25 protein-coding genes and 2 pseudogenes are annotated in these 22,263 nt (G+C 42.8%); 21 read left to right on the top strand and 6 right to left on the bottom strand.

Annotated features, from left to right (window positions below):
* The first annotated feature begins 55 nt into the window (after positions 1 to 55).
* The 16 genes from pilM to EAE90_RS02000 all read left to right on the top strand — a co-directional run bounded on the left by pilM (position 56) and on the right by EAE90_RS02000 (position 12,571).
* Entirely contained in the window at positions 56 to 886 is an 831-nt protein-coding gene (pilM, locus tag EAE90_RS02075) for a pilus assembly protein PilM (RefSeq protein ID WP_214052063.1), read from the top strand.
* Between the two features lie 2 nt (positions 887 to 888).
* Entirely contained in the window at positions 889 to 1,440 is a 552-nt protein-coding gene (locus tag EAE90_RS02070; RefSeq protein WP_214052062.1) for a PilN domain-containing protein, read from the top strand.
* Positions 1,427 to 1,972, top strand: coding sequence for a hypothetical protein (locus EAE90_RS02065; RefSeq protein WP_214052061.1), 546 nt, complete (start codon positions 1,427 to 1,429; stop codon positions 1,970 to 1,972). The genes EAE90_RS02070 and EAE90_RS02065 overlap by 14 nt, the downstream gene beginning before the upstream one ends.
* Positions 1,965 to 2,999, top strand: coding sequence for a type IV pilus secretin PilQ (gene pilQ / locus EAE90_RS02060; RefSeq protein ID WP_214052060.1), 1,035 nt, complete (start codon positions 1,965 to 1,967; stop codon positions 2,997 to 2,999). Before EAE90_RS02065 ends, pilQ begins: the two co-directional genes overlap by 8 nt.
* 369 nt (positions 3,000 to 3,368) lie before the next feature.
* Complete coding sequence (gene aroK / locus EAE90_RS02055) at positions 3,369 to 3,890, top strand: shikimate kinase AroK (protein WP_036779445.1); 522 nt, start codon at positions 3,369 to 3,371, stop codon at positions 3,888 to 3,890.
* 47 nt (positions 3,891 to 3,937) lie between these two features.
* Entirely contained in the window at positions 3,938 to 5,026 is a 1,089-nt protein-coding gene (gene aroB / locus EAE90_RS02050) for a 3-dehydroquinate synthase (RefSeq protein WP_214052059.1), read from the top strand.
* A 167-nt stretch (positions 5,027 to 5,193) separates the two neighbouring features.
* Positions 5,194 to 6,120: an SPOR domain-containing protein gene (locus EAE90_RS02045; RefSeq protein ID WP_214052058.1), complete on the top strand. Its 927-nt coding sequence runs from the start codon at positions 5,194 to 5,196 to the stop codon at positions 6,118 to 6,120.
* A gap of 83 nt (positions 6,121 to 6,203) precedes the next feature.
* Positions 6,204 to 7,016: an adenine-specific DNA-methyltransferase gene (dam, locus tag EAE90_RS02040; RefSeq protein WP_214052057.1), complete on the top strand. Its 813-nt coding sequence runs from the start codon at positions 6,204 to 6,206 to the stop codon at positions 7,014 to 7,016.
* Between the two features lie 60 nt (positions 7,017 to 7,076).
* Positions 7,077 to 7,757: a ribulose-phosphate 3-epimerase gene (gene rpe / locus EAE90_RS02035; protein WP_036779454.1), complete on the top strand. Its 681-nt coding sequence runs from the start codon at positions 7,077 to 7,079 to the stop codon at positions 7,755 to 7,757.
* Positions 7,747 to 8,451, top strand: coding sequence for a phosphoglycolate phosphatase (locus tag EAE90_RS02030; protein ID WP_214052056.1), 705 nt, complete (start codon positions 7,747 to 7,749; stop codon positions 8,449 to 8,451). Before rpe ends, EAE90_RS02030 begins: the two co-directional genes overlap by 11 nt.
* 4 nt (positions 8,452 to 8,455) lie before the next feature.
* Complete coding sequence (gene trpS, locus EAE90_RS02025; RefSeq protein ID WP_214052055.1) at positions 8,456 to 9,493, top strand: tryptophan--tRNA ligase; 1,038 nt, start codon at positions 8,456 to 8,458, stop codon at positions 9,491 to 9,493.
* A gap of 357 nt (positions 9,494 to 9,850) precedes the next feature.
* Positions 9,851 to 9,985, top strand: coding sequence for a DUF4160 domain-containing protein (locus tag EAE90_RS24585; protein ID WP_214052054.1), 135 nt, complete (start codon positions 9,851 to 9,853; stop codon positions 9,983 to 9,985).
* Positions 9,986 to 10,118: 133 nt separating this feature from the next.
* Positions 10,119 to 10,412: a BufA1 family periplasmic bufferin-type metallophore gene (locus tag EAE90_RS02015; protein ID WP_214052053.1), complete on the top strand. Its 294-nt coding sequence runs from the start codon at positions 10,119 to 10,121 to the stop codon at positions 10,410 to 10,412.
* Positions 10,413 to 10,436: 24 nt separating this feature from the next.
* Positions 10,437 to 11,363 (top strand): MNIO family bufferin maturase, encoded by a 927-nt coding sequence (gene bufB, locus EAE90_RS02010; protein WP_246550246.1) that lies wholly within the window; start codon positions 10,437 to 10,439, stop codon positions 11,361 to 11,363.
* Entirely contained in the window at positions 11,332 to 12,090 is a 759-nt protein-coding gene (locus tag EAE90_RS02005) for an HvfC/BufC N-terminal domain-containing protein (protein WP_214052052.1), read from the top strand. Before bufB ends, EAE90_RS02005 begins: the two co-directional genes overlap by 32 nt.
* 1 nt (position 12,091) lies before the next feature.
* Complete coding sequence (locus EAE90_RS02000; protein WP_214052051.1) at positions 12,092 to 12,571, top strand: DoxX family protein; 480 nt, start codon at positions 12,092 to 12,094, stop codon at positions 12,569 to 12,571.
* A 10-nt stretch (positions 12,572 to 12,581) separates the two neighbouring features.
* Here EAE90_RS02000 and EAE90_RS01995 read toward each other — a convergent pair whose 3' ends face one another.
* The 4 genes from EAE90_RS01995 to sodA form a co-directional block, all read right to left on the bottom strand.
* Complete coding sequence (locus tag EAE90_RS01995) at positions 12,582 to 12,782, bottom strand: anti-sigma factor family protein (protein ID WP_214052050.1); 201 nt, start codon at positions 12,780 to 12,782, stop codon at positions 12,582 to 12,584.
* The gene (locus EAE90_RS01990; protein ID WP_214052049.1) at positions 12,775 to 13,365 is read right to left on the bottom strand and encodes an RNA polymerase factor sigma-70; all 591 of its coding nucleotides are present in this window, start codon (positions 13,363 to 13,365) and stop codon (positions 12,775 to 12,777) included. Before EAE90_RS01990 ends, EAE90_RS01995 begins: the two co-directional genes overlap by 8 nt.
* A 612-nt stretch (positions 13,366 to 13,977) precedes the next feature.
* Positions 13,978 to 14,649, bottom strand: a complete 672-nt coding sequence (yiiM, locus tag EAE90_RS01985) for a 6-hydroxyaminopurine reductase (RefSeq protein WP_214052048.1) — start codon at positions 14,647 to 14,649, stop codon at positions 13,978 to 13,980.
* A gap of 118 nt (positions 14,650 to 14,767) precedes the next feature.
* Positions 14,768 to 15,394, bottom strand: coding sequence for a superoxide dismutase [Mn] (gene sodA, locus EAE90_RS01980; protein WP_214052047.1), 627 nt, complete (start codon positions 15,392 to 15,394; stop codon positions 14,768 to 14,770).
* A 373-nt stretch (positions 15,395 to 15,767) separates the two neighbouring features.
* Here sodA and acs point away from each other — a divergent pair, with 373 nt between their 5' ends.
* The 5 genes and pseudogenes from acs to EAE90_RS01955 form a co-directional block, all read left to right on the top strand.
* Positions 15,768 to 17,723 carry an acetate--CoA ligase gene (acs, locus tag EAE90_RS01975; protein ID WP_214052046.1) on the top strand — a complete coding sequence of 652 codons (1,956 nt, stop codon included), beginning with the start codon at positions 15,768 to 15,770 and terminating at the stop codon, positions 17,721 to 17,723.
* A 63-nt stretch (positions 17,724 to 17,786) separates the two neighbouring features.
* Complete coding sequence (locus tag EAE90_RS01970; protein ID WP_214052045.1) at positions 17,787 to 18,098, top strand: DUF485 domain-containing protein; 312 nt, start codon at positions 17,787 to 17,789, stop codon at positions 18,096 to 18,098.
* Positions 18,095 to 19,744 carry a cation/acetate symporter ActP gene (actP, locus tag EAE90_RS01965; RefSeq protein WP_214052044.1) on the top strand — a complete coding sequence of 550 codons (1,650 nt, stop codon included), beginning with the start codon at positions 18,095 to 18,097 and terminating at the stop codon, positions 19,742 to 19,744. The genes EAE90_RS01970 and actP overlap by 4 nt, the downstream gene beginning before the upstream one ends.
* Before the next feature lie 263 nt (positions 19,745 to 20,007).
* Positions 20,008 to 21,480 carry a phosphoethanolamine transferase gene (locus EAE90_RS01960; protein WP_246550244.1) on the top strand — a complete coding sequence of 491 codons (1,473 nt, stop codon included), beginning with the start codon at positions 20,008 to 20,010 and terminating at the stop codon, positions 21,478 to 21,480.
* A 31-nt stretch (positions 21,481 to 21,511) separates the two neighbouring features.
* Positions 21,512 to 21,716, top strand: a pseudogene (locus EAE90_RS01955) (transposase); the annotation flags it as partial.
* Here EAE90_RS01955 and EAE90_RS01950 read toward each other — a convergent pair.
* Positions 21,713 to 21,970 (bottom strand): annotated as a pseudogene (locus EAE90_RS01950) (IS66-like element ISPlu20 family transposase); the annotation flags it as partial. The pseudogenes EAE90_RS01955 and EAE90_RS01950 sit on opposite strands and share 4 nt — an antisense overlap.
* Before the next feature lie 63 nt (positions 21,971 to 22,033).
* Positions 22,034 to 22,263 (bottom strand): IS66 family insertion sequence element accessory protein TnpB (gene tnpB / locus EAE90_RS01945; RefSeq protein ID WP_214052042.1); only part of this gene is annotated, 230 nt, incomplete at its 5' end.

Raw genomic sequence — 22,263 nt, 5'->3', positions numbered from 1 at the left:
ACACAGCACCTTGAATATGGTCTTTTATTAAAATTACTGATATGGAGATCGATATATGTATTCACCAAAATGGTATGTCGGATTGGACATCCAAGATGGCACCCTTCGCGCCGTCGCAGCTATAAAACGCCGAGATGGCTGGCAGCTTCGCCACTGCTGGCAATATCTTTTATCTGATGCGGTTATGCCAGAAGGCCGTTTACAACGGCCAGAAATATTATGTGATATTTTAAATCAATGGCGCCAAGAATTACCTAAAAAAATCAGTTTCAGACTCGCCCTACCTGTACAGCAAACATTGCAGAGGAGTCTGATTTTACCTCCAGATATCAATCTTAAAGAGCCGGAACAAGGCTGGTTTATCAACGCCAGTGCCGAGAAACAATTTCCCTTTAACACCAGAGAGCTAGCGTTGGATTACCGTATCATTGAACAAAACGCCTACGTCAGCGCTGCTCGCCAGAAAGATCTCAACCTCTGGCTACAATGTCTTGCACAAGCAGGAATATTTCCAGATGCTATTGATATTGCCCCCTGTGCTCTTCGCTATATAGCACAATACGCCGGCGTTCCCGCTGATAGCTGGCTGTTACACAGGCAACAATCTGGTTGGCTATGGGTATCTCCTGCCAATGCCCCCTTCGCTTATGATCTGATATCAGCAAACACCGCTGCTTCTCCACAACAGATTATCCGTCAATTATCTGCCTCATCGATGGCTGAACAACCGGTTTACTACAGTAGCTACCAGCAAGAAGCCCTACCGGAAGGAACCTACTCTTGGGATATGTTGACAGCATTTCGCCACTATCAACCACCACTGCCAGTTCAACTGATGGAATATGTGATAGCCGGTGGTTTAGCACTCAGACCGGATGATAAGTAACGATGTATCAGGTTAATTTTCTGCCTTGGCGACAAACCCGGCTAAGACATCGTTATCGTTGGTGGGCAATTCTTCTCTTATTGCAATTGATATTGTGGCTGACAGTACTCGTCTGGATGCTACTAAAGCAACAGGAAACGATTAATCAGTATCAAAGGCAATTACAACAACTCAGCCAGCAACAATTACATTTGCAACAACAGATAACTCAGACCGAGGAGTCTATCAATCTTCACAACAAACTGACCTATAAATTAAAACAACAACAAGCATGGCTGAAACAGAACCAACAACATTGGCAATTATTCAATGAATTACCTGAATTATTACCGGAAGGAAGTTGGTTAACTGCTTTCGATGATCAGGCCGGTCAATTAAAACTGGTTGCTAATAGTCTGGATTATTCCAGTATGACATCTCTGCTGGATAACCTTGAAAACAACAAGCAATTGTCTGAAATTCAACTAAAAAAGATGACCACCACCGAACAACAAATCAGACAATTTATTATTGACGCTAACTGGCATACGGAGATTGCCAATGATAAAAAGTGACTACCTATGGTGGTTTGCCAAGCCAACCTGGCTGCTCTTTATCTGGCAGCAAGCTATCATCATGCCATTTCTGATTCTGTTTTATCTTTTCTTCTGGCAAGAAAAAGCTGAACAGAGAAGTAGCCTGACAGCAAAAATAGCAGCTCAACAAATCAATACCAAAGCAGCCAATGAACGACTAAATCAGCTACCGCTATTGGAAGATATACAACAACACATCAACCAAATAGAAAACGAACTCAGTAAGCCACGACAAAATGCGGTAAAAATTACCGCAATAAAACAACTACAACAGCCATTGATAAATTCTGGCGCACAAGTTCTTGAGTGGCAACGTAAAAAAGAAGGGGAAAAAACGCTCTGGCAAATCACAATTTATTTGAACTACGAGCAGATGCTGAATTTTCTTGCGGCGTTACAAACGTTGTATCCACCGTTGTTGATTAAACAGCTTGCCATTTCGCCATCAGGTGAATCCCTAAACGTCAAAATCACTCTGTCAGAAACCTCACATGAGGAATTTTATGACTAAAAAATTTATTCTGTTTACCCTCTTTCTGCCCGCTATTGTTGTTGCAGAAATAAGAAATCCTTTTGCACCTCCGATGATAGAGGCAGAAGAGCAATCGGTTGAATTATTTGATCAATCAGTCAATGAGACCGAAATTCAGTCCCTCTCAACCGTATTACAATATGCAGACGCAGAAAGAATCGCCATGAATCTCAGGCAAAATAGACCCGCACTGATAACAAAAGAGGGTAAAGTTGATTTTGATCCTGAAACTAATAGTCTGATTTTACAGGATACTCCCATCGCTATCGCGCAGATAAAAAGCTGGCTGAAAGAGATAGATACACCACAACAGCAAGTGCAAATTACAGCACATATCGTGACCAGCAGCAGGGAAGCACTACATGAACTCGGTATTTATTGGGGCATGCCGATAGGAGAACAAATTAACGCAACAACGGGTATAAACCGCCTCAATATCAACCAAGCTGCCAACGATAACATGCATCGATTTGCGCTCAATATTGCCCGCATTCACACCAGTTTGCTGGAAATGGAACTCAGTGCCTTAGAGCAAGAAAACCAACTAGATATTATCGCTAGTCCAAGACTAACCGCCTCACATCAACAGCTAGCCAGCATCAAGCAAGGCTCTGATATTCCCTACGTCAGCCAAGAAAAAGAGAAAAGTACCGTGCAATTTAAAGAAGCCGTACTAGGTATGGAAGTTACCCCTCATATACTGAGAAAAAACAAAATCAGGCTCTCTCTGAAAATCAGCCAAAACATGCCAGGGATCTCAATAAGTCAAGGAGGAGGTGAGAATTTAACCATCGACAAACAGGAAATCATAACTCAAGTTACTGTAAAGAATGGCGAAACCCTTATTCTCGGTGGAATTTTTCAACAGAAAAAAGGCGAACAAACCCAAAAGGTGCCTTATCTATCAGACATCCCATTAATCGGTTCACTATTTAACCAAAAAGGCCATAAACACAGCCGACGTGAGTTAGTAATATTTATTACGCCTCAACTGATGGATATTTAATCACAAAGAAAAATATAACCATTATATCAGTAAGTTGGATATAAAAAACTTAACTATTCCATATGATAATACGCAGATTTTTCCAACTAATCTTGTTTATAGATTTGACGCTGGGTCCGATTTAGCATACAAGAGTTAGCTAATTGAGTGGTCGGGTTTAACATCACAATAATCAGCTAATGAAACCAGAGCTTTCGTTACAAAAAGCTCATCATTGATTTATATAGTTGCAAAACTGGCTGATGTACTGAGATAATTTTGTTATCTGATCTCACATTACCGCTCATGAGGTTTCAGTTTAGGTCCCGCTGCTGATTTGATTAGCGGGGCGGGTTATCATTAACGAATAGTCTTAGTAATACCAAAAACATGGCAGAGAAACGTAATATCTTTCTGGTTGGGCCTATGGGTGCCGGCAAAAGCACTATTGGTCGTCAGTTAGCTCAGCAACTCAATATGGAGTTTTATGACTCCGATCAAGAAATTGAGCGACGTACCGGAGCTGACGTGGGCTGGGTATTCGACGTGGAAGGCGAAGAAGGCTTCCGCGAACGCGAAGAAAAAGTGATTAACGAACTCACTGAAAAACAAGGCATTGTATTGGCGACTGGCGGAGGCTCTGTGAAATCCAGAGAAACCCGTAATCGCCTGTCTGCCCGTGGTGTCGTGGTCTACTTGGAAACCACCATTGAAAAACAGTTAGCACGCACCCAGCGCGATAAAAAACGCCCCTTACTTCAAGTTGATGCACCAGCACGCGAAGTTTTAGAAAATTTAGCAAGCGAACGTAATCCTCTATATGAGGAAATTGCTGATGTCACTATCCGTACCGATGAACAAAGCGCTAAAGTTGTCGCTAACCAAATCATTGAGTTACTGGAAAAAAACTGATTCAAGCAAGTCTGTACAGCGATAAATAATTAAGGCGAAGGCTGCTTATGGAAAAGATCACTGTCACTTTAGGGGAACGTAGTTACCCAATTACCATTGCAAAAGGGTTATTTTGCGATCCTTCTGCTTTTGCACCACTAAAAGCAGGCCAGCAGGTTATGCTGGTAACGAATCAAACCCTAGCCCCGCTGTATTTGGCAAAAGTAAGAGCCACCTTGCAGCAAGCCGGGATTCGGATAGATGAAGTGATTCTGCCTGATGGTGAACAGTACAAATCTCTTTCCGTATTGAATGACGTATTTTCTGCTTTGTTGGAAAATAACCATAGCCGGGACACAACACTTATCGCTCTCGGTGGCGGCGTAATCGGTGATTTAACTGGTTTTGCCGCTGCCTGTTATCAACGTGGTGTCCGTTTTATTCAAATGCCTACCACCCTTCTTGCCCAAGTTGATTCCTCTGTCGGAGGAAAAACCGCAGTAAACCATTCCCTCGGCAAGAATATGATAGGCGCATTCTATCAACCAGCCTCTGTGATGGTCGATCTCAACTGCTTGCAAACGCTTCCAGCCCGCGAACTCTCTTCCGGTCTGGCTGAGGTCATTAAATACGGCATCATTCTCGACAGCGCATTTTTTAGCTGGCTTGAAGATAATATGGATAAACTCCTGACTCTCGACAATCAAGCAATGGCTTACTGCATCCGTCGTTGCTGCGAATTGAAAGCTGAAGTTGTCGCAGCAGATGAGAAAGAATTGAGTGGCTTGCGTGCCCTGTTGAATCTTGGTCACACCTTTGGTCACGCCATTGAAACAGAGATGGGATATGGTGTCTGGCTACATGGAGAAGCGGTTGCCGCAGGAATGGTCATGGCAGCAAGAACAGCTCAACTTGCTGATAACTTCTCTGAACAGGATACTCAACGCATTATCCGATTGTTAGAGCGGGCAAATCTGCCGGTACACGGGCCACAAAACATGCCGCCAGAAACCTATCTCCCACATATGATGCGAGATAAGAAAGTGATAGCAGGTAAATTACGGCTGGTTCTTCCAACCAAAATAGGTAAAGCCGATTTCCGATCAGATATTGAACACAATTGTGTTATTGACGCTATTCGTCAATGTTTACCGTAAATTTTAAGTAAGTTGTATGCTTATCGTATTAAATTAAATGTTTCTTTGCATACATCTGATTGTTGTGTCATAAAATAACTATTCTATCAGACAAATTTCTATCTTAGTTAAGTCAGCCAGACTGGCTTCAATTGCAATTGACGGTATTGGCTCTGTTTGGAGGGCATATGGACGAATTCAAACCAGAAAATGAACAAAGAGCGGATAATGAGTTTAGGCCAGATACCTCAGATCGCCGTCCTTCACCACGCTCGCGTCAGCCATTAAACAAACCTAAATTTGCGATTTCACGTCAGCAAATGATGCTCGGCATTGGGATTTTAGTGCTGCTACTGCTGATTATTGCTATCAGTTCTGCCTTAAAAGCCCCAACTGAGCATGAAAAACAGCAATCGCCAAATGTTGCCGAGAAGAATATTGATTTATCAGGTTCATCATCCAACAACGATAACAATCAATCCATAACATCAGAGAGTAACACCACAAATACAATTAACAGGCCACAGGAAATTCATGTTCCTCCTGTTAGTGGTACTGCAATTCAACCTCATCAGCCTCAAACTAACAATGGCGAAAACCAAAATCAGCGCCTTGAATTACCAGGAAATATTCCTGATGCACTGACTCAACAACAAAGTAATATAAATCACGCGGTGCAAAATCTGAATCAAGCCCAACAACAGACAGTAACACCGCCGCCAGTGATACAACAGAAATCGGAAAATATCCGTCCACTAAAATCAGAAACACCGGCTAAATCAAAACCATCGACAAGTCATACTAACAGTAAAAACCATGAGGTCAGCAGCACCAGTAATGATCTATTGAAAACCCCGGCAAACCACTATACTTTGCAATTAAGCAGTGCCAGCCGCTCAGATACACTGACCGCTTTTGCTAAAAAGTATAGTCTCACTCATTACAAAGTTTATGAAACTAAACGTAATGGAAAAGTTTGGTTTGTTTTAATTCATGGTGATTACCGTTCCGTTTCTGAAGCCAAACGGGCTGTTTCATCTCTACCGGCCGAGATTCAGGCGAAAAAACCTTGGGTCAGAACGATGCAGCAAGTGCAACAAGACCTAAGAAAATAAAACAATATTTATTAGGCGCTGATATGCTGTCCTAAACAGAGTACAATCTGCGGCTCTGGAATGATTGAGTAATTATTGACAGCATGAAAAAAAAACGCGCTTTCTTAAAATGGGCCGGTGGAAAATACCCGTTGGTAGATGACATCAAACATCATCTGCCAGCCGGTAGTTGTCTGATAGAGCCATTTGTTGGCGCAGGTTCTGTCTTTTTGAACACCGACTACGATTCTTATATCCTCGCTGATATCAACAGTGACCTGATTAACCTGTACAACACAGTAAAACTCAGGGCTAATGAGTTTATCGTCCACACACGCCCTCTGTTTACCCAAGAATACAATACAGCCGAACATTTTTATCAGTTACGGGAGCAATTTAACCAAAGCACTGACCCGTTCTATCGCAGCGTGTTATTCCTTTATCTCAATCGCCATTGTTACAACGGTCTCTGTCGTTATAATTCTCATGGTAAATTTAACGTACCTTTTGGCCGTTATAAAAAGCCCTACTTTCCTGAAGAAGAATTACACTGGTTTGCTGAAAAAGCCAAAAATGCGACTTTTATCTGTGAGCATTACCAACACACGTTGAACGAAGCACATGAAGGCTCGGTTATCTATTGCGATCCCCCCTATGCTCCTTTGTCAGCAACAGCGAACTTTACGGCGTATCACACCAATAGTTTTAACATTGCAGATCAGGAAAATCTGGCAAATATTGCATTTAAGTTATCATCAGAACGTGCAATTCCTGTTTTGATATCCAACCACGATACGCCAATGACACGAAAATGGTACTATCAGGCTTCACTTCATATTGTCAAAGCACGTCGTACTATCAGCAGGAATATCCTTGCCCGCAGTAAGGTAGACGAACTCTTGGCATTATATCGCTGATTTATCCACTCCCCTTTTGCCTGGCAATTAAGGGATGATAGAAACGATTTGGAGAAGATAATGAAAGATTTTCTGATTGCCCCATCCATTTTATCTGCAAATTTTGCACGACTGGGTGAAGATACCGCTAAGGTGCTGGCAGCAGGGGCAGATGTTGTTCACTTTGATGTTATGGACAACCATTATGTCCCTAACCTGACTATCGGGCCGATGGTCTGCCAGGCACTGCGAGATTATGGCATCACCGCGCCAATCGATGTCCATTTGATGGTAAAACCGGTTGACCGCATCATCCCTGATTTTGCCAAAGCAGGAGCGACTTACATTACCTTCCACCCAGAAACCAGTGAGCATATTGACCGCAGTTTACAACTGATCAAAGAGCATGGTTGTAAAGCTGGCTTGGTATTCAATCCTGCAACTCCATTGAGTTATCTTGATTATGTCCTGGATAAACTGGATATTATTCTATTGATGTCGGTAAATCCCGGTTTCGGTGGCCAATCTTTCATCCCTGGAACACTAGAGAAACTGCGTCAGGTTCGTAAAATCATTGATGAAAGCGGTTATGATATCCGTCTTGAGGTAGACGGTGGTATTAAAGCTAGCAATATTGCCGCGGCAGCAACCGCGGGGGCGGATATGTTTGTTGCTGGCTCCGCCATTTTCAGTCAACCAGATTACAAAACTGTTATTGATAATATGCGTAGTGAATTGTCAAAGGTATCTCATGGCAAGTAAGGTATTAAAAGGTATTCGTGCTATCGCTTTTGATCTGGACGGCACACTGGTAGACAGTGCCGGTGGTTTGGCTGATGCATTGGATCAAGCGCTGTTAGCCAAAGGTCTCCCTGCTGCGGGAAAAGAGCGGGTTGCTGCCTGGATAGGCAATGGCGCAGATATTATGGTCGAACGGGCGTTAACATGGACCAGCGTCAAATTGACTGCGCAACTGCATAAAGAAACCCGTGAGCTATTTGACCGATTCTATAAAACAACTGTAACAACAGGCAGTCAACTGTTCCCAGAAGTCAAAGCTACATTGGCTGAACTGGCAAAACACAATTTGCCAATGGGTATCATCACTAATAAACCAACACCGTTCATTGCTCCTCTGCTGGCTTCTTTAGGTATCAGTGAATATTTCTCATTAGTGTTAGGTGGTGATGATGTTAAAGAGAAAAAGCCACATCCGGCACCTATTTATTTAACAATGGGCACATTTGGACTGCGTAAGGAAGAGCTGCTCTTTGTCGGTGATTCCCGTAATGATATTTTAGCAGCACAAGCGGCTGGTTGTCCTTGTGTTGGTTTAACTTATGGATATAACTACGGTGAATCTATAGCATTAAGCAATCCAGATTGCATATTAACGAATTTTTCGGATCTGCTATCCACAATTGGACTCCCATCTTTAAAACTTCAGGAAGCATAATAAAATGAATGAACCCACTGTATCTGAAACACTCAACTCCCAAAAACCTATTGTATTCAGCGGCGCACAACCTTCCGGTGAATTAACCATCGGTAATTACATGGGTGCGTTACGTCAGTGGGTTAAAATGCAGGATGATTATGACTGCATCTATTGCATTGTTGACCAACATGCAATCACAGTCCGCCAGGACCCAAAAGAATTAAGAAAACGCACTCTGGATACACTGGCGCTCTACCTAGCTTGTGGCATTGACCCAGAGAAAAGTACTATTTTCGTCCAATCTCATGTCCCACAGCACGCTCAGTTAAGTTGGATTCTAAACTGTTATACCTATTTCGGTGAACTCAGCCGCATGACTCAGTTTAAAGACAAATCAGCTCGTCATGCCGAAAATATCAATGCAGGCTTGTTTGACTACCCGGTATTGATGGCTGCGGATATTTTGGTATACCAAACAAACCAAGTTCCAGTAGGTATCGATCAGAAACAACATCTTGAATTGAGCCGTGATATTGCTCAACGATTTAATGCCATCTACGGCAATATCTTCGCTGTACCAGAGCCGTTTATCCCAACGGGTGGCTCCCGTGTTATGGCTCTTCAAGATCCAGAAAAGAAAATGTCCAAGTCAGATGATAATCGCAATAACGTTATCGCTTTGTTGGAAGATCCAAAATCAGCCGCTAAAAAGATAAAACGCGCCGTCACAGATTCAGAAGAACCTGCCCGAGTTCGCTATGATCTGGAACAAAAACCGGGAGTTTCCAACTTATTAGATATCCTCGCGGGTGTTACCGGCAAAACCATTCCTGAACTGGAAGCAGAATTTGAAGGCCAGATGTATGGTCATCTAAAAAGTGCTGTTGCTGACGCCGTTTCCGGTATGCTGACTGAGTTACAAGAACGTTTCCATCATTTCCGTAACGATGAAGTCCTGCTGAATAAGATCATGGCGGAAGGCGCAGCGAAGGCAAAAGCCCGCGCTCAGATCACGCTAGATAAAGTGTATGAAGCTGTTGGCTTTATTGCCCATCCTTAAATCGATAAAATGTGCACGTTCACTACGTGCACATTTCAAGCGACAGAAAAGCAATACAATTGGACAAGATTAAAACTGTGTAAAGCAAGCCTAAACTGACCTATTAAGGTATTCCGATTTTTCATATTCGATTATTTAACTGGTTTATTAAAAAGTTTATTCTACGGTTGAAAATATTATTAAAGCAGTTCATTTTCCATTAATAGTTTCATGACAGGCAGATTTTAAGCCATTATTAAAGGCCATTGCTTTACCTTCTAGTTTTAATCAGTACAAGGTTTTGACCGTTATTTTTACCACTTTTAACACCTGCTTTTTATAAGGTTTAATCGGAAGTTTTTTTGCATCTTGATACAGATGTACTATGACGACCACAACCCACCCCACTTTCACACCTACTACGATGAACATACGGAAAAGATCCTAAAACAAGTCTGTTTCTTATACAGACCGATATCTGATTCAAAAAATAAGTCATTAAAAATCAGTTAACTATAAAAAAATCGTTTTTTTTCTCATATTCACTGTAAGAAATTGATGTGTAGTGCGACTAATTGGGTGAAGCAAATGCTTGTTTCAGCAAAGCAGTAATTCACCTTCTACACAAATATAAAAGGAACGTTCTATGACTAAGCAAACAACAAAAGCATTACTGGCTCTGGCTTTAGGCAGCGTATTTATTGCGGGAAGCACTTCAGCAATGGCGGATTCCGGCAGCAAAACGGAGAAATGCTATGGCGTTTCTCTGAAAGGGAAAAATGACTGTAAAGCAGGTGCAGGCACCACCTGTGCTGGTACCTCAAAAAAGGATTATCAGGGTAATGCCTGGAAAATGGTACCGGCAGGCTCCTGCGTAAAAATGAAGTCTCCTACCTCCCCGACCGGTTTTGGTCAACTAGACGCATTTAAAGAAGTGTAATTCCGGTATTAGGCAGGAGCTCATATGATGACAATTTCTTTACCCTCACACAGCGTCTCTCGTGATGCTCCTGACCGCCTCATGGTAAATAAGCTTCCGGCCAGAGCAGGGATCGGATTAAAGCCGGAGCATTTTCGCGCTATTTTGCGCGATAAACCCGACATTGGTTTTTTTGAAATTCACGCGGAAAATTATCTGGTTGCAGGTGGTCCGTTTCATCAGGCGCTGACCGCCATTCGCCAAGATTATCCGCTCTCTATTCATGGAGTGGGCCTGTCCATCGGGGGAGAAAATCCTCTAAATCAGACCCATTTACAACGTGTTGCTGCGCTGGTTGAACGCTATCAGCCAGCCGTTTTTTCTGAACACCTTGCCTGGTCGACTCACAACGATCTATTTCTCAATGATCTGCTGCCGCTGCCTTATACTGACATCACACTGACTCGGGTCTGCGAACACATCGATCAGGTACAGAATGCGCTGCGTCGCCCCATTCTGCTGGAAAACCCGTCTACCTATGTCGAGTTCAGTGCCTCAACCATGAGCGAGACTGATTTTATCTCCGAAGTGATACGCCGCACCGGATGCGGACTACTGCTGGACGTGAACAATCTCTATATCAGTGGCGTCAACCATAATCGCTGCCCGTGTCAGATGCTATTCGAGCTGCCACTTCACTGCGTCGGTGAAATTCATCTGGCGGGCTATACGGAAAGCCGCGATGGAGCAAACGACCTGCTGTTGATTGATTCACATGACAGTCATGTGACCGAGCCTGTCTGGGATCTTTATAACAAGACCTTACGTGAAACGGGGCCGATCGCCACCCTGCTCGAATGGGACAGCAATATTCCACCATTAGACGTGTTGCTGAACGAAGCTAGCTATGCCCAGCGTTACATTACGGAGAACACGAAACATGCAACAACAACTGTATCAAGCACTGCTTGACCCCGACCTCATGGTACCAGAGGGGTTGACAGCTTGGAACGGTAGCGATCCAGCGGTACGTTTTGCGGTTTATCGTAATAATGTCATGGCGTCGCTGATCGACGCACTGGCCGAAAACTGCCCCATCCTGCTCGCCCAGCTCGGAGAGTGCTTTTTCCGTGCGATGGCGGCGGAGTTTATACGTCAACAACCGCCTTCTTCTCCTGTTTTGGCGGGCTATGGCGCACAATTACCAGACTGGATTGCAACGTTTCAGCCGTTGGCAGACTGGCCCTGGCTGAGTGATCTCACCCGGCTGGAAATGTTATTTATTGAATCGCTGCACGCGGCGGACCCTACCGAACAGACGACAGAAGCGGCCCCTGTTGACGATCCCGCACAGTTGCGGATGGTGCTCCATCCTTCGGTACGGCTCTTCAGTTCAGATTATGCCGTCTTCAGTCTGTGGGCCTCACACCAACAAAGTGAAAACGAGGAAAACGAGATGGTGCTGGACCCATTCCAGCCTGAACATATGCTACTGTGCCGCGTTGCCGACGACGTGCGAATAATGTCGCTCAGCCGTGCGGAAATGCAATTTGTTGCCATGCTCCAGTCCGGTCGGTGTCTTACCGAAGCCCTGGATATCGCCGCCAAGGAGGATGCAACTTTTGAACCTCAGCCGGTTTTACAACGCATGCAGCACTATGAGCTGATCCTTTCTCTATATAGCAACACGGAGCGCTAAGATGGCATTATTCAAAACATTAGTGTTAAAAGGGCAAGACATTGTACAGGAAAGTGTTATCCCCCTTCTGGCACGCATTAGCCTTGCCGCAACATTCTGGCTGTCAGGCCAAAGCAAAGTGGTGGGATTAAACATAGATATTCTGGAGACAAGCACACCCTGGCAACTAGGGATTCCGCGCGTTACCGACAGCTCAGTGTCGCTCTTTACCAGCGAGTACAAGCTCCCTCTGCTACCACCCGATGTTGCTGCCATCATGGCCGCGACCGCAGAACACTTGTTTCCGCTGCTGCTGATTGTCGGATTAGCGACACGCTTCTCCGCGTTAGCATTAATGGTGATGACGCTGGTGATTCAGATATTTGTTTACCCAGATGCCTGGCCTGTTCACGCTACCTGGCTGACGGCTCAGTTGTATCTGGTGACATATGGCGGTGGGAAGTTTTCGCTTGATCGCCTGATTCACCGCCATCGTACCTGATTCCCCCTTCCTACGTTACTTTATTTTGATTCTCGTTTTCGCCACGAGCGAATGCGGAAGTGATAGTGCGCAGATCGGCAAGCTGTTGTCTGACGTTTCGGCACCCGTCACATATTCGCAAATGCAGCATCAGCTGAACATGTTGGGAAAGTACGATTTTTTCATCCAGCGCCTGAGACATCAGGCGCGTAGCTTGATAACAACTAAGCATATTTACCCTCCTGGGAAAACCAGCGTTGTGACAAACATTCGCGTAAACGCATACGCGCACGCCAGAGCATCACATTCAGGTTGCTGACAGAAAGCGCCATTTCCTGACAGATCTCCTGAGTCTCAAGACCAATAAATTCGCGCATCATAAATGCCCGAGCGTTTTGCGTTGGCAATTGTGTCAAACAAAGTTCGAAAACTGTCCAGAATTGCTCCTGCTCGGCCGCTTCATCCGGTAAATGCCAGCGCTGAGGATGCTCGTTTCGCGGCCAGTGACCAGATTCATCAAACAGCGCTTCGAAATTTTGCTCATCAACATCATCAGTCAGTTGCACGCTGCTGTGCCGATAACGCATACGCAAGGCGTCCGAGATTTTGTTGCGCAGGATCGTAAACACCCAACTCTTCCAGGCTGCTCGCCCGGCAAAAGAAGCGGCATTCTTCATCGCCCCTTCCAGCGCCTCTTGGACAACATCTTCCGCCTGATGAAAATCATTCAACTGCAAGCTGGCAAACTGCAACATTTGTTTATGCAGCATAGAAAAAAACTGCGGATCCCGCAGCAACTTACTGATATCGGACATCTTGGTTTCTATCTCAACAGGATTGTTCTGTATAACCGGATATTATTGGCAGAATCGTTTAAATTGATTCACATAACTTAGAGGCCGTTTGGGGAATGAAGGTAATTCTAAATTAAATCTGTTTTTTGTACAGCAAGGGAAGTATCTTTTTCCGAGAGCAGCTTATTTTTCATTCACCCTCATCAAGTCATGGAGGATGGTATCAGTAGTTCAGTAACTGCTAACGAGCAACTGGGTTTAACCGTCTGTTGGATCGCCTGGAGGCTGGGGGCATTCTTGTCGTTACTCAACTAACAGATTATGACGAAATGCAATGGATATCAAAAAGACAGTGGCAGAACTAACTGCTAAGGAAATCAAGGTTCATTATTTCGCAATCGGGGAAGTGGAATCTGACCAGTTCTGCCAAGAGAATGACCATACAGATAATAGCTCATGATAGAGTTTGAACAAGATTTACTGATGAGCGCCCTCATTCTGGTATTGCAAGCAGAAAAACGCATAGGACGCCTTTCGGTACTGAATGAGAAACAACAACGGGTGGCGATTGAACATCTGAAAGCAGGAAGTGGTATCAAGACTAATGTGCACGTTCATCACGTGCACATTTTATTACTTCCCGAACAATCTACGGTTAAAATTTTCAATCTTTCCAAACATCACCCGCTTTTGCATAGTCAGGCTCCAACTAGCAGATAACCCTGCGGCACTCATCAGCCGACGATATTGCTCCTCATCAAATGGCATATTAAAAGCAATCGCTATTGCTTCTTTAACTAAGACATCACTATTACGGGAAACAAGAATAAGAGGCTCATCTGGGCTAACATTTCCTGCGGCAATAATTCTATAAAACCAGCCACAACAGCCACTATCCTGCATAATGGCCGAAAAATTACTGATACCAGAATGACAATTAAGTTTGTAGCAAGGCGAACGAGGCTGAGTTACCTGAATCATTGCCTCACCCCAACTGAAAATGTCACCAATACAAACATTTTCTTCTGTCAATCCCGTTGTGGAAATATTTTCACCAAACGCTGGAGCAATAAAAAAATCTTCTTGATCAGGAAATTGATGTTTCCAGAAATCATAGTGTTCACGAGGATAATGACAAAGTGCACGATCAGGGCCGCCGTGGAAACGGGTTTCGGCCTGCTCATCACCTTCTAATCCAAGAGAAGTCAGACGCAGGCTACCATCAACCATCCGTTTGTTAATTGCGCTGGCAGAAAGTTTTCCTGATATTTCAATTTTACCTGTATATACCTGCGGACAATACATAATGCACTTTCCTTATTGAAATCAGTCTGACATTACCATCATAAACTAACATTCAACCAATAAAAATGCCGGCAGTCATATCAGCCGGCATAGCAGAAAAGAGAAATTATTTAGCAAGTTATTTCACTTTTTCCTGATAACGTATTGCTGCTTCATCCCAGTTAACAACGTTCCAGAACGCTTTAATATAGTCAGGACGACGGTTTTGGTACTGTAAGTAATAAGCATGTTCCCAAACATCCAGACCAATAATCGGATAACCAGATGCACCAGAAATAGCTTCACCCATTAATGGGCTATCCTGGTTAGCAGTCGATACAACCGCCAGTTTGCCATCATCTTTCAGTACTAGCCACGCCCAGCCAGAACCAAAACGAGTAGCCGCCGCCTGCTCAAATTTCTCTTTAAAAGAATCTATGCTACCGAAATCACGTTCAATAGCTTCTTTTAATGGGCCTTGCAAAGTTGTACCTAATTTCAGACCTTTCCAAAACAAGCTATGGTTAGCGTGTCCACCAGCATTGTTACGTACAAAAGTACGTTTATCAGCAGGTATCTTATCTAATTGCTGAATCAGATCATCAATATCCAGCCCCACCAGCTCAGGGAAAGCTTCCAAGGCGCTATTGGTATTATTGACGTAAGTCTGATGATGCTTGGTATGGTGGATTTCCATCGTCTGCTTATCAAAATGAGGTTCCAGAGCGTCATAAGAGTAAGGGAGAGAAGGTAATGAATAGCTCATATCATGTACTCCAGTCATATAAGAATGGTTCAAAGTCCACACCTTGTGAACAACGTGATCATTATAATTAATTAAATATTATTGGAAATGTTTATCAATACCACACCAATACTATGGTTTTATTATATAACTGTGTTTCAGCGACTTATCAGTCAATTTATCTATATTTGACATTATTATCGGATTAGGATTTTGAATTACTATTTTTGGTTAGCAATTAAAACTAAATAAACCTGCCACACTAAATGACAATTACGTGAAAAATATTCTTTTTATTGCGTGATCTTCCGCGCAAAAAAAAAACAAAAATTCTCTTTACACTTTAGTTAACTTTGATTTGACATAATATTAACATTCGTAAGGAGAATATTATATGACCAAAATAATGAAGCACCCTATTCCTGTCGCCATTGCAGAACATGCCCTGATGAATAAACAACAATACCAACAAGATTACCAATTATCGTTGCAAGATCCTGAAAAGTTCTGGAGTGAGAAAGGCCAAATTGTTGACTGGATTAAGCCTTACACCAAGGTAAAGAATACCTCTTTTGATCCTGGACATGTCAATATCCGCTGGTTTGAAGATGGAACACTAAACTTAAGCGCAAATTGCCTCGATCGTCATCTACAAGAACGTGGTGATCAAACTGCTATTATCTGGGAAGGTGATGATCCGACAGAATCCAAAGCAATAACCTATCGTGAACTACACCATGATGTATGTCAGTTTGCCAATGTATTAAAAAATCTGGGTATTAAAAAAGGCGACGTTGTTGCTATTTACATGCCTATGGTGCCAGAAGCAGCGGTTGCTATGTTAGCCTGTGCCCGTATTGGTGCTATTCACTCTGTTATTTTCGCAGGTTTTTCTCCTGATGCCGTATCCGGGCGTATCATCGATTCAAACACCAAATTGGTTATTACCGCCGATGAAGGATTGAGAGCCGGACGCACCATTCCCCTGAAAAAGAATATTGATGACGCATTAAATAATGAAGCTGTTGTCAATGTATCCAATGTGATCATTTTTAAACGTACTGGAAATATTAGTCACTGGCAATCTGGCCGTGACCTTTGGTGGCATGAATTGGTCGCAGACGCTAGTGCCGACTGTCCAGTTGAAGAGATGAATGCAGAAGACCCGCTGTTTATTCTCTATACCTCAGGCTCTACCGGTAAACCTAAAGGTGTACTGCACACCACTGGAGGTTATCTTGTATATGCATCTCTAACATTTAAATATGTATTCGATTATCAGCCGGGGGAAGTCTATTGGTGCACAGCAGATGTGGGATGGGTTACTGGGCATAGCTACCTACTCTACGGCCCCCTTTCCTGCGGCGCTATTACCCTAATGTTTGAAGGCGTACCAAACTATCCTGCGGTTAACCGTCTAAGTCAGGTTATTGATAAACATCAGGTAAATATCCTGTACACAGCACCCACAGCGATTCGTGCCCTAATGGCTGAAGGTGATAAAGCTATTGAAGGAACGAAACGTACTTCTCTGCGGATTATGGGATCAGTTGGCGAGCCGATTAACCCGGAAGCTTGGGAATGGTATTACCAGAAAATTGGTAACAGCAAATGTCCGATTGTCGATACCTGGTGGCAAACAGAAACTGGTGGCTTCATGATTACACCACTGCCAGGCGCAACCGAACTGAAAGCAGGTTCTGCAACGCTACCTTTCTTCGGCGTTCAGCCCGCGTTGGTCGATAATCTTGGTGAACTATTAGAAGGTGTTTGTGAAGGAAACTTGGTTATTACCGATTCCTGGCCTGGACAAGCACGCTCACTATTTGGCGATCATGACCGCTTCGAACAAACCTATTTCTCTACCTTTAAGGGAATGTATTTTAGTGGTGATGGCGCACGCCGTGATGAAGATGGCTACTATTGGATAACTGGCCGTGTTGATGATGTGTTGAATATTTCCGGCCACCGTCTAGGTACTGCTGAAATTGAATCTGCTTTAGTCTCCCATCCTAAAATTGCAGAAGCTGCTGTCGTAGGCACCCCACATAATATTAAAGGGCAGGCAATTTATGCCTATGTCACCTTGAATCACGGTGAAGAACCCTCGCCAGAACTATATACAGAAGTCCGTAATTGGGTACGTAAAGAAATCGGCCCGATTGCTACACCAGATATCCTACACTGGACAGACTCCTTACCAAAAACCCGTTCAGGAAAAATTATGCGTCGTATCTTGCGCAAAATAGCCTCCGGCGATACCAGCAATTTAGGAGACATTTCAACACTAGCAGATCCAGGAGTAGTAGAAAAATTGTTGGAAGAAAAGCAAACAATGAGTATTTCGTGACAGATCATGCCGCCGTAAGGCGGCTGTAATTAAAATATAATAAATATAAGAGGATATACTCTGATGAATAACGACATTTACCAAGGGATCGAGAATAACCCTCGTTTCAAAGAATTGGTTGAAAGACGAGGACATTTTGCATGGTTACTATCAATAATCACATTAATTCTGTATGTCGGTTTTATTTTTCTCATTGCGTTTGCACCCGAATGGCTAGGTACTCCCCTTTATAATGATTCCAGTATTACCCGTGGAATACCAGTTGGTATCGGTTTAATTGTTATTTCATTCATCTTAACCGGTTTATATGTAATCAGAGCCAATAGCGAGTTTGATCACCTTACCTCACAAATTCTCAGCGAGGTAAAGAAATGAAAAAGTTCCTGCTATTAGCAATAGTGCTATTTCCTCATCTCTCTTGGGCTAACGCAATCTCTGAAACTGGAGAAAGGCAACCTATCAACATTCAGGCCATTATCATGTTTGTCCTGTTTGTTGGTTTTACACTCTATATCACTTACTGGGCCTCAAAAAAAACACGCTCCCGTACTGATTACTACACGGCAGGTGGACGTATTACTGGTTTTCAAAATGGAATGGCAATTGCGGGAGATTTTATGTCCGCAGCATCATTCCTTGGCATTTCCGCTTTAGTCTATACGTCTGGTTATGATGGACTAATTTACTCTATCGGTTTCCTGATTGGCTGGCCTATTATCCTATTTCTGATTGCCGAAAGATTAAGAAATCTTGGACGCTATACTTTTGCTGATGTCGCTTCTTACCGGTTACAGCAACGCCCAATCCGTACGTTATCTGCAATTGGTTCACTGTTTGTCGTCGCCCTTTATCTTATCGCTCAGATGGTCGGGGCAGGTAAACTTATCGAATTGCTTTTTGGGCTTAATTACCATGTAGCGGTCGTATTGGTTGGCATCCTGATGGTACTTTATGTTCTGTTCGGCGGTATGCTAGCAACGACCTGGGTACAAATTATCAAAGCTATCCTATTGCTAGCTGGCGCCACTTTTATGGCCCTTATGGTCATGAAAGCAGTAAACTTCAATTTCAATACATTATTCAAAGAAGCTGTTGCTGTTCACTCCAGAGGTGAAGCCATCATGAGCCCAGGAGGGTTGGTATCTGACCCAATATCCGCACTTTCTCTCGGTCTTGCATTGATGTTTGGTACTGCTGGTTTACCTCATATTATTATGCGTTTCTTTACCGTAAGCGATGCAAAAGAAGCACGAAAAAGCGTTTTCTACGCTACCGGCTTTATTGGTTATTTTTACATTCTGACCTTTATCATCGGCTTCGGTGCTATTTTACTGGTTAGTCCAAACCCTTCCTTTAAAGATGCTACCGGCGCGCTCATTGGTGGTACTAACATGGCAGCCGTTCATCTCGCTAATGCAGTTGGAGGCAACTTGTTCCTGGGTTTCATCTCTGCTGTCGCCTTTGCCACAATTCTAGCCGTTGTTGCGGGGCTAACGCTGGCTGGTGCATCAGCAGTATCACATGACCTATATGCAAACGCCATTAAACGCGGTAAAGCCAATGAACAAGATGAATTGAAAGTATCAAAAATAACAGTTGTGATACTTGGGCTTATCGCAATCGGATTAGGTATTTTATTTGAAAACCAGAATATAGCCTTCATGGTTGGATTGGCATTTTCTATTGCTGCAAGCTGTAACTTCCCAATTATTCTTTTATCTATGTACTGGCGTAAACTCACTACCCGTGGTGCCTTAGTCGGGGGTTGGCTAGGATTAATTACAGCGGTAGTTTTGATGATTCTCGGCCCAACAATCTGGGTCAGCATTCTCGGTCACGAGAAACCAATCTATCCTTATGAATATCCAGCATTATTTTCAATGATTATCGCTTTTATTGGCTCATGGCTATTTTCTATCACCGATAATTCACAACAAGGTATGCAAGAAAGAGAGCAATTTAGAATCCAGTTTATTCAATCACAAACAGGGCTTGGTATCGCTCAAGGAAAAACACATTAATTAGTTTGTATGTCCAGCCTCTCCTTCGGGAGAGGTATTTTCATTAGAAGCCACCTGAATTCAGAGCTATTTCACGAGTTAGCCTCTTGTTTTAATCCCAGGTTAATGATTAACTCTTTTATTTAAATTTATTAATTAAACTATTAATCTATATGAGAAATAAATGGCCGATTATTATTATTTTGACTCTCTCTTTACTACCGATAATTTTTACTAGTAATTTAACAAGTGAGTATAAGTCAAAAATAATATTACTGAGTTTCTTGCTAGCAGGTGTTAACGCATTTTTTTATTGTTATAAATATCTTAAGCCATTGATTTTACTTATTTCTCTATTGTGGTCGCTTAATATATCCACATCTTTTTTCTTCTTTAATGAACATCAGATAAGCTTTTCTTCAACTATTGCCAACACTTTTATTAATACAAATAGCAATGAAGCTGTAGGTATGTTGTCCTACAACAAATACTATGTGCTTTTCTTTATTTTCATGTCATTAATATATTTTTTGTCTATTAGATGGCTATCAAAAAATATAGACAAAAGATTACTCAAATCCAGTTCATGGGTTTTTATTTTTGTCTGCCTGTTAGTGCCTGTTGACTACTATATCTCAGGAAAAAAATATTCAGATGATATTATTCTATCTGAACACTTTTTAATGGGAACACCATTCCATAACTCATCAGCAATGGTAAAAGCAATATATGAAAATCAACAAATTAAAAATATTTCTTCTGTTAATGTGAATTTTAATTACATAAAAGAAGATAAAGATATTGATATTTACATATTGCTGATAGGAGAATCAGTAAGAAGAGATCATATGTCTCTGTACGGTTATAACAAAACCACAACACCAACATTAGACACGATGCAAAGAAATATGTTGATATTCAATCAAGCTATTTCTCCTGCTCCAGTTACTATATTATCCTTACCTATTTCGCTTTCTAATATTACTCTATATCAGCTCAGAAATAAGATCCATTATGCTGACAATATTATATCTTTAGCTAAAGATGCAGGATTTAAGACAACTTGGATAAGTAACCAAGGAAGATCTGGTAAAAGCAATAGCCTGATCACAGTTATTGCTAATATGGCTGAAAGCCAAAAATGGAATGAATATATTGGATATGATGAAGAGTTACTACCCTATTTAGATGATGCACTAAAACAGAAAGGTAAAAAATTTATTATTATGCATATCTATGGCAGTCATGAGCCATCCTGTAACCAATTTCCCGAAAATAAACTGGTATCTTTCTCATCGAACGAAGATGATAATTGCTATGACAGCTCAATAGTCTATACAGATCAACTAATAGAAAAAATTATTAATAAAATCAAAGACTATAAAGCATCTATTCTCTATTTTTCAGATCATGGATTACAACGTTTAGATAAAAACGGTGACATTCGTTATCACCACGGAGTTAGCCATCCTCGGAAAGAGGCTTATAATATCCCCTTATTTATCTGGTATAACGATAATGTTAATCCAAGATATCGTCATACTGGTGTAATAAATACCCCTTTCTCAACTTCAGATAATTATTACCTTATCAGTAATTGGCTAGGTATTTATCATAAATCTCCAGAATACTGCCGCTCACCATTAAGCAATTGTTTCAAATCACAAAAAGAGCTAATAGTGATCGATGGTAATAAAAACCTGATGAAATACAGTGAGCTTTCTGATGAGAAAAATATCAAAACTTTAGGTAAATGACTTGGATTTCAATATCCAAGTATCATATCGCAAGGCTAAAACCACCAGGATCGCTTTTATTGACTCAACCAAATTTACGGTTTGTCACAATCTTTGTATTCCCCGGCATCGGGTATTTGAAGGCATGGCACAGCGAGGGAAAACCAGTACAGGGGGTTTTATGGCTTTAAAGCTTCATTTGGTTTATTAATGATTGTAGGGAACTTTTAACGGTCAAGTTGACACCCGGTAATGTCGCGTTTTCCTTGATATGCAGGCGTGACAGCTGGGTTTCCAGCACCGCGATATCGGTATCGGCATCTTCCTCAAACTGACTGCGTTTGGGACCGGCAGGCAGGGTTTCGCTGTGCGCGCCAAAACGCCAGCGTTGCGCCTGTTTCAGGGCCTCTTCCCGCTGGCGAATATAATCACCTTGTTGCTGAAGCAGCGCCAGTGCCCGCAGGCGGAACTGCCCGGAGTCATCCAGCGCGATTAAGTCATTGAGCGTCATGCCGACAGTGTATCGGATAATTCCCCGCCGTTATCCGGTAAAAGTGTTACCGGGGTAGCGGAATTAGCTTCGCCAGCCGGACAGGTCATCTCCCTCGACTTGTTGCCAGTGAATGCCGCGGATGAGCCAGTCAAACTGGGCGGGCGTCATCACCCAGCTGCGCTCACCCTGCTTCGGCCAGACAAAATGGGCCCGGTGCAGACGGCGGGTACACAGCCAGACGCCGTGTCGGTCCCAGCGCAACACCTTGAGACGGGAGCGGGCCTTATTGCAGAAAACAAAAGCGGCTTCGT

Origin of the sequence: Photorhabdus caribbeanensis (assembly GCF_018448885.1) — a bacterium.
GTDB classification, from domain to species: Bacteria; Pseudomonadota; Gammaproteobacteria; order Enterobacterales; family Enterobacteriaceae; genus Photorhabdus; species Photorhabdus caribbeanensis.
This window is presented reverse-complemented; position numbering and strand designations above follow the sequence as displayed.